Source organism: Chryseobacterium sp. JV274 (assembly GCF_903969135.1).
GTDB lineage: Bacteria > Bacteroidota > Bacteroidia > Flavobacteriales > Weeksellaceae > Chryseobacterium.
In genome coordinates this window covers 4,993,737-5,006,792 of the sequence record NZ_LR824569.1, presented here as the reverse complement: position 1 = coordinate 5,006,792, position 13,056 = coordinate 4,993,737, and the positions used below count along the sequence as shown (strand labels likewise).

General features: G+C 37.3%; 11 protein-coding genes. 5 read left to right on the top strand and 6 right to left on the bottom strand.

Features of this window, described 5'->3' with window-relative positions; all coding sequences use genetic code 11:
- Positions 1-118: 118 nt before the first annotated feature.
- The 4 genes from CHRYMOREF3P_RS23045 to CHRYMOREF3P_RS23030 all read left to right on the top strand — a co-directional run bounded on the left by CHRYMOREF3P_RS23045 (position 119) and on the right by CHRYMOREF3P_RS23030 (position 5,593).
- The gene (locus CHRYMOREF3P_RS23045) at positions 119-832 is read left to right on the top strand and encodes a hypothetical protein (RefSeq protein ID WP_180565607.1); all 714 of its coding nucleotides are present in this window, start codon (positions 119-121) and stop codon (positions 830-832) included.
- A gap of 63 nt (positions 833-895) precedes the next feature.
- Positions 896-1,435, top strand: a complete 540-nt coding sequence (locus CHRYMOREF3P_RS23040) for a TetR/AcrR family transcriptional regulator (protein WP_180565606.1) — start codon at positions 896-898, stop codon at positions 1,433-1,435.
- Positions 1,436-1,740: 305 nt separating this feature from the next.
- A complete protein-coding gene (locus tag CHRYMOREF3P_RS23035) occupies positions 1,741-4,551 on the top strand; it encodes a TonB-dependent receptor (RefSeq protein ID WP_077414649.1) in 2,811 nt (936 codons plus the stop codon).
- Positions 4,552-4,558: 7 nt separating this feature from the next.
- Entirely contained in the window at positions 4,559-5,593 is a 1,035-nt protein-coding gene (locus CHRYMOREF3P_RS23030) for a phytase (protein ID WP_077414651.1), read from the top strand.
- 130 nt (positions 5,594-5,723) lie between these two features.
- Here CHRYMOREF3P_RS23030 and CHRYMOREF3P_RS23025 read toward each other — a convergent pair whose 3' ends face one another.
- Positions 5,724-7,973, bottom strand: a complete 2,250-nt coding sequence (locus CHRYMOREF3P_RS23025) for an ATP-binding cassette domain-containing protein (RefSeq protein ID WP_180565605.1) — start codon at positions 7,971-7,973, stop codon at positions 5,724-5,726.
- 50 nt (positions 7,974-8,023) lie between these two features.
- Here CHRYMOREF3P_RS23025 and CHRYMOREF3P_RS23020 point away from each other — a divergent pair, with 50 nt between their 5' ends.
- The gene (locus CHRYMOREF3P_RS23020; protein WP_077414655.1) at positions 8,024-8,446 is read left to right on the top strand and encodes a MarR family winged helix-turn-helix transcriptional regulator; all 423 of its coding nucleotides are present in this window, start codon (positions 8,024-8,026) and stop codon (positions 8,444-8,446) included.
- An 8-nt stretch (positions 8,447-8,454) separates the two neighbouring features.
- Here CHRYMOREF3P_RS23020 and CHRYMOREF3P_RS23015 read toward each other — a convergent pair whose 3' ends face one another.
- From CHRYMOREF3P_RS23015 to CHRYMOREF3P_RS22995, 5 genes are all read right to left on the bottom strand, one after another.
- Positions 8,455-9,177, bottom strand: coding sequence for a sterol desaturase family protein (locus tag CHRYMOREF3P_RS23015; protein ID WP_180565604.1), 723 nt, complete (start codon positions 9,175-9,177; stop codon positions 8,455-8,457).
- Positions 9,178-9,256: 79 nt separating this feature from the next.
- Positions 9,257-9,526 (bottom strand): hypothetical protein, encoded by a 270-nt coding sequence (locus tag CHRYMOREF3P_RS23010; RefSeq protein ID WP_077414659.1) that lies wholly within the window; start codon positions 9,524-9,526, stop codon positions 9,257-9,259.
- A gap of 273 nt (positions 9,527-9,799) precedes the next feature.
- Positions 9,800-11,140, bottom strand: a complete 1,341-nt coding sequence (locus CHRYMOREF3P_RS23005) for a S41 family peptidase (RefSeq protein ID WP_180565603.1) — start codon at positions 11,138-11,140, stop codon at positions 9,800-9,802.
- Between the two features lie 6 nt (positions 11,141-11,146).
- Entirely contained in the window at positions 11,147-11,890 is a 744-nt protein-coding gene (locus tag CHRYMOREF3P_RS23000; RefSeq protein ID WP_228408694.1) for a hypothetical protein, read from the bottom strand.
- 178 nt (positions 11,891-12,068) lie between these two features.
- Complete coding sequence (locus CHRYMOREF3P_RS22995) at positions 12,069-12,992, bottom strand: T9SS-dependent choice-of-anchor J family protein (protein WP_077414665.1); 924 nt, start codon at positions 12,990-12,992, stop codon at positions 12,069-12,071.
- Positions 12,993-13,056 lie beyond the last annotated feature (64 nt).

Sequence of the window (13,056 nt, the reverse complement as noted above, 5' to 3'; positions counted from 1 at the left end):
TTTTTATACCATAAAATAGTGGATGATTTATCTTAAGTCATCCACTATTTTATTATGTTTTAAGATGTAATACAAAAATTGATTAAATTGCAAAAACGTTCCCTTAATATCCTTCTATATGTTTGAAAAGTTGATTGATAGTTTTGAAAAGCTGTGCCTGCAGATTATTATTGAAATATTGTTGGTTCCCGTAACCATTTTTAAATTGTTTCAGGATCCCCGCCGCTGCTATGATCTTTCCGTACACGAGATGGAAAAAGAGGAGACAGAACGTTTTCGCGACTATCTCTCTCCTATCAAACTTTCAGTGTATACTTCCGTGATTGTCTCCGTACTTTTAATGGATTATGGTGGTGAGCACAATATTATTTCAAAAATCAAAGGGTTAAGCATGGTAGAAAAAGCGCTCTTTATTTTTTTGATGAATAATATTACCGCAGTCATATTCACTGTTGCTTTGTTATGGTACAAAAAAGAAAAAGTGAATACAGTCACCTTCCGAACGTTATTATTTTCTTTTATTTATACAACGGTGTATACCTCCACTCCTTTTTTTATATTAATCAGTTCGGCAATGTTTCTTGGGCAAACTATGAATGTAGATGCTTATATACAAAATATGGGCAAGATAAGTAACTATGGTACAAGAGAATACCTGTTCTTTCTGGTCTTTCTGGTTTTTATTATCATTGGAATTATCGGAATTTTCAAACTTTTCAAAGCGTTGCATTATATTCTGAAAAATAACTTCACCTATCATCCTTATATCGTATGGTTTTTTACCGTACTTTTCTTTGTTATTCAGCTATATTATGCCACAGGGTTTATTTAAAAATAATTTTATTTTCAAACCTACCAGTCTGTTTATTTTTTACATTTGTAAAAATTTTATACGATGCCCAAACCTCGCGAAAGGATACTAAATACAGCAATGGTTCTCTTCCATAAGCAAGGTTACAACAATACAGGCATCAACCAGATTATTGATGAAGCTGGTGTTTCAAAAGCAAGTTTCTACCATCATTTTAAATCTAAGGAGGAACTTTGCATTGAATTTCTCAATAAAAGATATGATTACTGGGTGTCTGAACTTAAAAAATTTACATCGGAAGCAGAAACACTGCAGGAAAAATTCCAAAAGTCCTTTGATTTCCTGATTTACATGAATAAAAGAGAAGACTTCAGAGGATGCAGTTTCCTGAATATTTTATCTGAAATCCCTGCCGATAAGGAAGAGATTCACAAGGTAATCCGATATCATAAAAATAAACTGAGAGAATGCTTCAATAAAGACATCCAAAACGATATTACATCCGCCCATATCTATCTTCTTTTTGAAAGCTCTATACTTACCAGCCAGCTCTATAGATCCAATGAATTGATAGAGAAATCTAAAATTATCGTGCAGGAAATACTTAATATTTCAAAATCTTAAAAAGGTCAAATTTCAAAAAAATTAAATGCATTATTTGGATTCCTACGGAATGACAATGTGCGCGTGTATTTGTATAGTATTCATAATTATTTCATCAGTTATATACGCTTAGTATATCCATACAGTTTATCATTCCGAGGAATCTATATCTATCTTATTTTTTGTCTGAACTTTAACAACAATATCTTTTATCTTTTACAAAATCATCTATATTAACAATTCTTAAGAAACAGTTAATTTTCTCTTCAACACTTTTCCCAAACAGACGTTTAATTTTGTTGTGATTTTTATCTAAAAAAGGAAAAGTGAAGAAAATTTTTACATCTGTTTTATTTTGTGCCTCTATTTTTTTCTATGCGCAAACCGGATCTCTTTCCGGAAACATTAATGACGATTCGAAAATAGCCCTGCCGGGAGCTAAAATCTCTCTAAGTCCGGGGAATATTTATACCACTTCAGATGAACATGGAAACTTTGTTTTCCTGAACGTTCCTCCGGGGAGTTATACCATGAAAATTGATTATCTTGGGTATGGTGTTCATGAATACAACGTTACAGTTGAAAGTGAGAAAAACACCCGCCAGAATATTATTTTCGATAAAAAAGAAACCTCTATTGCAGAAGTTGTAGTATCAGGAGCTACTTTAAAAAATCAGGCAAGAGCTTTAAACAAGCAAAAAAACAACGCCAATATTACCAATGTAATTTCTTCTGATCAGATCGGGCGTTTTCCTGATGCCAATATCGGGGATGCTTTGAAGCGTGTTCCGGGAGTTACCATACAAAATGATCAGGGAGAAGCCAGAAATCTTATTATCAGAGGACTGGCTCCCAATCTTAACTCCGTTACCCTGAATGGTGACAGAATTCCCTCTGCTGAAGGAGATAACCGTAATGTACAGATGGACCTGATCCCTTCTGATATGATCTCTACGATTGAGGTTAATAAAACCCTGACTCCAGATATGGACGCTGATGCCATCGGAGGTTCCGTCAATCTTATTACCAGAGCTTCCCCGAATGGACAAAGAATTTCTGCAACCGTTGCCGGAGGATACAATCCAATCCGCGAAAAAGGAAATTATACCGCCGGTTTTGTCTATGGAAACCGGTTTTTGGATAAAAAACTAGGGGCTGTATTCAGTTTTTCCTATAACAACAACAATTTCGGTTCGGATAATATAGAACCGGTATGGAGCCAGGCGAACGATCTTGCACAGACTGTTTATGTAAGCAAAATGGGTGTACGTTATTATAATGAACACCGTATCAGACACAGTTTTGATCTTAATATGGATTATGAATTCAATTCCAAAAACAAGATCTACGCTTCTGCAATGTATAATTTCAGAAATGATAAGGAAACCAGACTGGCATTAGGGTATAAAATAAAACCGGTCTATAACGCCGATGAAACTGAGATTACAGACTGGAAAGGAAGTATCACAAGACAGAATAAAGGCGGTGATGCTGATAATGACAATACCCGTCTTGAAAAACAGAAAGTTCAGAACTATGCTTTAAGAGGAGAACATTTATTAGGTTCCAAGGTAGATCTTGACTGGTCTGTCAACTATGCAATCGCCAGTGAAGATAAGCCTCACCAGCGTTATATAGAGTTTGAAAACAGCAAAATGAATTTCTCTCCTGACCTTAGTAATCCTGAAAAACCGATGTTCAATCTCCTTGCTGCAGATAATTTAGGAAGTTATAAATTGAGTGATCTTTCCGATGCCAATAACTTTACACAGGAAAAGGAACTGGGAGCAAAAGTGAATGTACGTTTTCCATTTTCAGTGATTGATGGCCAGAAAGGACGTCTTCGTACCGGTTTCCGCATGCGTTTGAAGAAAAAAGAAAGAGAGAATGACTTCTACGCCTTTACTCCGGTCAACACTATGGGAAGCCTTTTATCTGTTCCGACAATAAATCTTGATGGTCAGAACTTCCAGCCGGGAAATTACGTTCCGGGAACATTCGTTGACCCTTCTTTCCTTGGAGGGCTGGATTTATTCAATCCAACTTTGTTTAATGGTAAATTAAAGCCTGAAAAATATCTTTCAAGCAACTACAATGCGAAGGAGCAGATCTATGCAGGCTATATCCGTTGGGATCAGGATTTCAATGATAAATTATCCATGATCGTTGGAGCGCGTGTTGAAACGACCAATATCGATTACACCGGAAACTATGTGATGAATGAAAAGGACCTGGTAGGACAAATCAATAATACGAATACATACACCAATGTACTTCCGAATATTTCCTTCAAATATGTTCCGGTGCAGGATCTTGTGCTTCGTGCAGCATTTACCACAGCTCTGGCACGCCCCAATTATTACTCACTGGTTCCTTACCTTAATGTTATTTCAGAAGACGAGATCGTAGCAGCCGGAAATCCAAACTTAAAAGCAACCTATGCCTATAATTTTGATTTTATGGCAGAAAAGTATTTTAAGTCTGTAGGGATACTTTCCGGAGGTATTTTTTATAAAAACCTGAATAATTTTATTTATACGTATTCCCAAAGAAATTATACTGCGAATGATTTCGCGAATGATTTTGCAGGACAGTCCAACCCAATTCCTGCGGGAGAAAGCAACTGGAAGTTTACCCAGCAGCGTAATGGTGACAATGTAGATATTTATGGGTTTGAAGTGGCTTTACAAAGACAGCTTGACTTTATTCCAGGCGCTTTCTGGAAAGGACTTGGAGTTTATGTAAACTATACTTACACCAAATCCAAAGCAAAAGGAATCACCAATGAAGAAGGCACTGAGAGAACAGATGTAGGGTTTCCCGGCGCTGCTCCTCATATGTTCAACGGATCTCTTTCGTGGGAAAATAAACGTTTTTCAGCAAGAGTTTCCATGAACTATGCGTCTCATTATATTGATGAACTGGGAGGAAAAGCCTTTGACGACCGTTATTATGACAAACAGTTTTTCCTCGATGCCAATGCTTCCTACAAGATTACAAGCCAGCTCAGAGTTTTTGCAGAAGCCAATAATCTGACGAATCAGCCGTTAAGGTATTACCAGGGAATCCAGAGCAGAACCGCTCAGGCTGAATATTACAGGCCAAGATTTACAATGGGGGTAAAATTTGATTTTTAAAATACACATGAAAAATATACATTATATATTGGCTCTTTCAGTTCTTCCTTTTGTGATCAACTGTACAGGGCAGAAAGATTTAGCGGAAAAATTAAAACCAGCTGTTATTACAGAAACAGTGGTTCATGATACTGATGATCCCGCCATATGGATTAATCCACAGGATGCCTCAAAAAGCATCATCATAGGAACCGATAAAGATACCGACGGAGGATTGTATGCTTTTGACCTTAACGGAAAAATTATCAATAAGGTTTCGGGATTGAAACGTCCCAATAACGTTGATCTGGAATATGGTTTTATACTAAATGGCAAAAAAACAGATATCGCCGCTGTAACGGAAAGGGAAACCAACAAAGTAAAGTTATATACGCTTCCTGAGCTGAAAGAAATTGGAGAAATCTCTGTATTTGATGGAGAATCTGAACGTGATCCGATGGGAATTTCTCTCTATAAAAATCCGCAGACAGAAGAAATATTTGCTGTTGTGGGAAGAAAATCAGGTCCGGATGACGGATACCTCTGGCAATATAAACTGATTGAAAAGGGCGGTTTTATAACAGGAGAAGTTGTTCGTAAATTCGGGAAATACAGCGGGCTGAAAGAGATTGAAAGTATTGCTGTAGATGATGAAATGGGCTATATTTATTATTCTGATGAACAGTTTGGCGTTCACAAATATTATGCAGATCCGGCCAAAGGGAATGAAGAATTATCGGTTTTCGGGAAAGGAGATTTTAAATCTGATGTGGAAGGAATTTCAATCTATCCTACTTCTCAAGGAAAAGGATATATTCTTGTTTCGAATCAGCAGAATGATACATTCAATGTATATCTGAGAGAGGATCAGTCTAAAGGAAAAATTGCCGAAATTCCCGTTTCTACGCTGGAAAGTGATGGTTCTGAGGTGACAAATGTTAATTTAGGACCCAAATTTCCTAAAGGAGTTTTCGTTGCGATGAGTAATGGCAGAGTATTTCATTTTTATGATTGGAGAATGGTTGAGAAAGCTATTCAATCTGCTGTGAAAGCCACTAAATAAAAATTAACCTTTAAGCCATTAAGGCCGATAAGGTTTTAAGAGTATTAAGTTGAACCGCATTTATGAGATTGCTTCACCTTTGGTTCGCAATGACAATACAGTTCAACTTAATACTCTTCATTATTTTATCTTACTGAATATGTTTCTTCAGAAACTCTGCGGTGAATGACATTTTGTTCTTCAACAGCTCCGGCGGAGTACCCTCAAATAAGACTTTCCCTCCAAATTTTCCGGCACCTGGCCCCATATCAATAATCCAGTCTGCCTGTGCAATAATATCAAGATTATGTTCTATGACAATCAGCGTATTATTCTGATCTACAAGACCGTTAAAAAAAGTCAACAGTTTTTGTGTATCACTTGGATGCAGCCCTGTACTCGGCTCGTCAAGAATAATGATCTGATTGGTGTTTTTCAGCTCTCTTGTCAGTTTCAGGCGCTGTCTTTCACCTCCGGAAAAGCTATCCAGCCTTTGTCCAAGAGTCAGATAGTCAAGTCCCAGTTGTATTAGCAGGTCAAAATTTTTGAGAACAGGTTCTTCTTTAAAAAAAGATACTGCTTCAGAAACTGTCATATTCATAACTTCCACAATTGTTTTTCCATTGTATCTGTATTGCAGCACATCAGGATCAAATCCTGAACCTCCGCAAACCTCACAAGGCTGCTCAATATCATCCATAAAAGCAAGATCAATCTTTTCTGTTCCCAATCCTTTGCAGTTTTTACAGGCTCCTTCGCTATTTCTGCTGAACAGTTTGTCTGAAACATGATTAGATTGTGCAAAAAGCCTGCGCACAATATCTGATATCCCCAGATACGTAAGCAAATTGGAACGAGTGCTTGCAGCAAATAAAGATTGATCAATAATGGTCACATCAGGATAAAGCTCCGGCAGAATACGATTAATAAGCGTACTTTTACCGGATCCTGCAACTCCAGTTACGACTGTCATTACTCCGGTCGGAATACTTACAGTCACATTTTTAAGATTGTACCTGTTGGCACTTTTAATTTCCAGATAGCCATCAGGCTTTCTGAATTTTTGCTTTATAAACGGTTTCCTTGCAAAATAAGAACCTGTTTTGCCAGTTGAGGCCTTTAAGTTTTTAAATGTCCCTTCATATATTATTTCTCCTCCATTTCTTCCTGAACCCGGGCCTATATCAATAATATGGTCTGCCATTTTTATCAGGTCCGGATCATGCTCTACAATCAAGACAGAATTTCCTTTATCCCTGATCTGCTGTATAATGGTGATAATATTCTGGAGATCTTTTGGATGAAGACCGATACTGGGCTCATCAAAAATATATAAAAGATCTATCAGACTGTTTCCAAGACTCCGCACCATTTTTATACGTTGAGACTCTCCTCCGGAAAGGGTGTTGGTACTCCTGTCAAGAGTCAGATACTGCAACCCGATGGTCATCATATTCTGGAGTTTTGCTGAAAGTTCTTTGATGATAACTTCATATGGTTTTGAATCCAGCGAAGTAATAAACTCAAGCAGTTCATCCACGGAAAGTGCCATACAATCCGCAATACTTTTTCCTTTGATCTTACAGGACAGTATTTTTTCATTCAATCGTTTTCCTTCACATGAGGGACAGGTTTTTGTGATGACAATATTCTTCAGTGCATCTTTTCTTGTGATGTTTTCTTTAGAATCTTTTTTCAGGAACGCTTTTTCTATTCTTGGAACAATTCCTTCGTATTTTACAGTTTTCCCCCATTCTTTATGTGGATGCTTAGGCTTATGTTCAGGTGCGTGCAGCAGAATCTCCCATTCTTTTTCAGTAAAATCTTTCAGCTTTTTATCATTATCAAAATAGCCGGACAAAGTATATCTTGTTAAACGCCATCCACCCGGCTGGAAGGTCGGAAAACGGATTGCACCTTCATGTAAAGATTTTTCACGATCAATTAAAGCATTCACGTCCAGGGTCTGAACAAAACCCAGCCCCTCACATTCCGGGCACATTCCCTGCGGATGATTAAATGAAAAAACGTTGGAATATCCTACAAAGGGTTTTCCCATTCTCGAAAATAGCAGCCTTAAGGAAGCAGACACATCAGCTGCCGTCCCCACGGTAGATCTGGCATTTCCTCCTAACCGCTTTTGATTGATGATGATAGGAACATTCAGGTTTTCAATTTTATCTACGTCAGGCAGACCATAATGCTGCAGACGGTTTCTGATAAAACTGTTCTGGGTCTCATTAATCTGCCTTTGAGCTTCTGCTCCAATGGTTTCAAAAACCAATGAAGATTTCCCGGATCCTGATACTCCCGTAAAAACCACGATCTTATATTTTGGAATTTTTATGGAAATATTTTTGAGATTATTTTGCCGGGCATTGGTAATTTCTATATTTTCCATTTTAAAATACTTAACTTTGTTAATAATTAACTAAGTTAAGTATATTTATCATGAAACCCATTGAAAAAGAATTTTTTAACACATTTACAAATTTCCAATGTCTTATTCTGGCTCATATGAACCGGGGAAATATCAATGGAGTAACGGCTGCTCATTATAATATCATTGAATTTATTTTAAGAAAAGAAACAGCCACAGGAAGGGAAATTTCAACAGCATTTAATATCAGCCAGGCAGCCATCTCGAAGCAGCTGAAATTTCTGATCAGCAATGATTTGATTATTAAGAAACAGGAAGAAACAGATCATCGGAAATTCAATCTTTCAGTAACGGATAAGGGAAGGTTTATTATAGAAAATTCGGAAACTTTCCGTAAAAATATTACAGGACAGACGGCTTCTATACTGACTTCTAAAGAACTGAAAAATTTCAATTACCTGCTAAGCAAAGTGCTGAATCATGTAAAATTATAATACTTTTCCTACTTATAGGTTCCAAATACCCTGTCCCAGATGGAAGTATAAAATCCAAAGTTTTTGCTTTCATCCAAATGATGCTGATTATGAAATCTTGTTGTTCCTACCAGCAAGCGGTCAAATGAGGCCGGAAAAAACTCTCTGTTCAGATGCCCTATGGTTCCCCAGATAAGGTTCAGCATAAGATAAATGGAAATAGAAATTACAGAAAAATCATATCCAATAAGCAAAGCAAGCATCATCAATCCAAATCCAATTGTTTCAAAAGGATGCAGAACAAAAAGACTCAGAAAATTGGTACTTACATGCTCGTGATGTTTTCTATGCAGTATTTTGTAGATAAAAGGCAAATGGGCTCCATAATGAAAGAAATACATCAGAAGATCCATCAAAAGAAGCAAAGCTGCAACTTCTGCTATGATCCTGACTACCGATTGAGTTTCTCCAAGTACAATCCATCCGTTTTTCCATAAGAAAACTCCCAGCAGCATAACAAAACTGTTACAGATTATGGTAAAGAGACTGAGATAGAAGTCGGATCTTGTGACGGGATGGTTTTTTTCCTGCAGCTGACTTTTACGGCAAGTCTTTTCAATGAAAACATATAATCCTATAGAAAACAGGTACAGAAAACCGTTAATGATAAGGCTGAATATGATCCACTGCGGCCAGGAAAACTGCCATAATAGATGCAAATAACCGGAAAGTTCTGTGTGATTAAAATTCATAAACCTGTCATCCTTCAGCTTGATGTCATAAAGGTAAGAATTTCATTGTAAAATCAGCTGATAAAGTAAATTTCAGGTATTATTTCTGTCTTGCTTTTCTTCTAAGTTCCCGAAGTCTTACGGTAAGGTTTTTCCGTAAATCATTATGATACTGCCGATAGTTTTTGATGCTGTTCTCCAGATTCTTTTTATTAAGCAGATATTCTTCATACAGATGACCCAGCTCTGAAATCTGCGTCGCTACATCCGAAGGCTGGCTTTCAGGATCTTCTGCAGCTTCTATCAACAGCCGGTAATATTCAATACGGCTGGTCAGGTTCATGTGAAGTTTCGGTTCTATTCCCTGCATGATTTTGTGATTTTATGGTGTTCCTGAATAGGTAAAAGGGCAAAAGATTTTATCCTTTTACTATTCGATATATTATTTTTTATTAGTTAAATAAACCTTTTAATTTTTCTTGCCCCATTAAGATTGTATTAAGGTGTTAAGATTATTAAGATCAAGCTTCGCTTTAACTTAAGATCAGAATGATTGATCTTAACTATACTTTATTTCTTCAAACTTCTTAATGGTTTAAAATATTGACATTCATTTTCTTTCTTTGTCTTTTCAATCCAAATTCTATTTTTCCATCATCACCGGAGGTACATTACTCTGATATAGAATTTTTACGCTTCCGGTCTTTTCCTGAGCTGCAGATTTGAAATAGCCTCCGTTAAGGGCAGAAGAAATAAGAGTTTCATTAGGATCGCCCAACGGTAATAGTGGCAGCCCGGCATATTCGTTGATCATGACCTGTGGAGAAATTCCATTGCTGTATTCTCCGGTTCCGCTGGCATTAAATACTTTATAAATTACCGGATGAATCTGCCAGGAAATTTTTCTCGGTTTCCGCTTATCTTCCACTACAAATCCAGCCATATCTTTACCCAGCGTAGTATCCCCGATCTGAATAACCTGCATATACGGCTTCAGATTGTTGATGACAATTTCTGCTGCAGATGCTGTACTGTTGGATGTGAGAATAAATACTTTCTGTAGTCCCAATGCATTGGCACGTAAAGTAGTAAAATCAAGAGCTTTGGGATCATAAGCGATCTGCTGGGCAAATGTTCTTTTTACTTCTCCTCCGTTTTTATTTCCTTTAAAAATAATGAATGGCGAACCAGACGACAGCCCTGAAGGAATCAGTGAGCAAAGAGCCGCGGCAGAGGACACCGAACCTCCATAGTTGTAGCGGAGATCAAGAATGAGTTCCTGTACTCCGGCAGCCTTAAATTCTGCAAACTTCTGGTTCAGAGTTTGTGTCATTTCGTCTGGGAAATCGTAGATATACAGGTATCCTGCTTTTTTACCATTTTTCTCAAAAACTTTAGATAAAATGGGCTGTTCAAAAGAGAAGCCATAGTAAACTGTAATATTTTTTTCATCAGCAACCGCTCCATTCTGCCATTTTCCTACGGTGAGGTCTACAACGGTCTGGTCTTTAATAGATGCGGCCATTGATTCTGCATTCGCTGCTGTAATAACTTTTCCATTGATTTTGGTCATAATCATTCCCCGTTCCAGCCCCGCATTGAAAGCCGGAGAATTTTGAAGAACCAGCTTAACGATTGTAACAACCTGGTTATTGGCAAGCTTGGCAACGGTATAATCAAAACCGTACATATTCCTTATGGAACGTGGATAGGTAGAAGAATCTTCAGTATTGACCATGAAAGAAAACCGATCCTGGGAAGAAAGCAGACTTTTAAAAAAATCTTTTACGGGAAGGCGGTAATCTGGTTTTGCAGGCATCTGATCTGCCCAATAATAGTACCGTTTCATACTGTCCTGAACCCAGAGATTCACAGATTCTGTACTTCCTTCCGGAAAAACAGGTGCGCTTTCGTCATTATTATTCGTACACGAAATGAGAAAGACTGCGATGGCAATGCATTGAAGTTTAAAAAAATTTTTCATACGCAATTACAGATATTCTGCGACATCAATATCTCCTTTTACCACCCATTCTCCATTTTCCATTTTTTCCTGAAGAACAATCATGTTTGCCCCTGTGTGCTGTTTCAATTTTACCTGAATCATTTTAGATCCGGAATAAGGCACCGTAGTTCCGGGTTTGTACAATTCCAGGTATACCGGAGCTGCAGAACTGAAAAAACTATAGATTTTCACTGCGGTAAAATTGTCTTTCCCAATGTTGTCAAATTCTGCCAGCACCACTCCATTTTCTCTTTTCAGAACGCCTTTCACATCTTTCAGGGTGGTTCCGGAAAATTCGCCAAGATTAGGGAAAATAAATTCAAACCCTACTTTTCCAAGATTAACCTGAGGTTTTACCGCATAAGTCTGCAGATAAATCCCCGGAAGATTGAAAAAGTATAAGTTTTTATAATCATTTATATTGTCATAAGTAATATTGTATTTTGCAATTTCGGTACCTGTTTCATTATTATATACAGACAGCTTATTGGTTTCACCCTGATCCAGGACAAACTGAAGCTGCGTTTCTATTTTATTGGTATAAGACGTTTTTCCGTCAATGGATACAGGTGCTCCATTCAACCTCAACTGAAGGACATCAGGCTTGGAAAATCCTTTGATGTTAACCTCTCCAGGTTTCTGTACCTTATCATACAACTCCATCGTGTTGTTGTCTGTGCATGAAAACAGTACAGTAAATAATAGTAGTAATGCAAAGATTCTGTTCATCTTTCTTCAATTATTTCATTGTAAAACTTAAAAATATTGCCCTACCCGAGAGCAGGGCAATATATAATTATAAAAAAACTAGTTGGATATGTTCTGGATAGTCTTTATCAAATACTATCCATTATCTTATATTAAAAATTCATGGTGTTTCTAAAATCAGTTTCTAAGAGAAGAAGGGTTATTTTTTAATAAACTTCAACCTTTCCGTAGTCTTTCCATCTGTAATTTCTGCTATATAAGCTCCAGATGTAAGCCCTGTTGTATTGATCGCTTTAGAATACTGAGCGGTAAGTACTTTTTGTCCTGCTGCGTTGTAAATGTTTACCGCCGTCATATTTTCTTTCAATGCCGGATTAAGCTGCAGCTGTAGAGATTCTTTTACCGGATTTTCTGCTATTTGTGTTACAATTTTGTTTCTTTTTACATCCTTAGTTCCCAAAAATGAAGTAGCGTAGATTCCCATTTCATCAATATTGATATTCTGGACATTATTTCCGCTTGCTTTTCTGTTTGACCACATTCCGATATAGATTTTCTTCCCTGCAAAAGCAGAAAGATCTACAAGGGATTCTACAAACTGGGTAAGATCAGCCGGAAAGGGATTGGCTGAGTCACCTACCTGTATTTTATAAATACTCTGAACATCATTTCCACTTGCATCTACGGTCATTGCCTGAAAATCTGATAATGTAGGAACTTCTTTCTGTGGTGTGCTTACATAGATAAAAAGTTCTCTGGCAACAATAGTATGAGTAGATCTCTGTCTCCCGATATAGGCAGCCAGAGTAACAGTTCCTGCAGTATTGGTAAGATCAATCTGAGGAGAAATAATCCAGTCATTTTCTGCCCCAAATCCTGTAACACTTCCACTTGGAACCAAACTGATAGAGTGACGAAGAACGCCGGCAGTTCCATATGCTAAGGATGTTCCGTTGTGATAGATATTCTGCCCCTGTACCCATCCGTTGCTATTGTTGTTCAAATCATGGAAAGTCCATCCCTGAAGGTCAGCAGGAGTATCAAAAGAATTTCCCCATACCAGAGACTGTGCTGCAGCCATGTGAGATAAAAACAGAACAGATGATAAAATTATTTTTTTCATAATGCTGATTATTAAGGTTTTTGAAGTAAAAGCAAGGAATCAGCATGTGCTGTTCCCTGCTTTT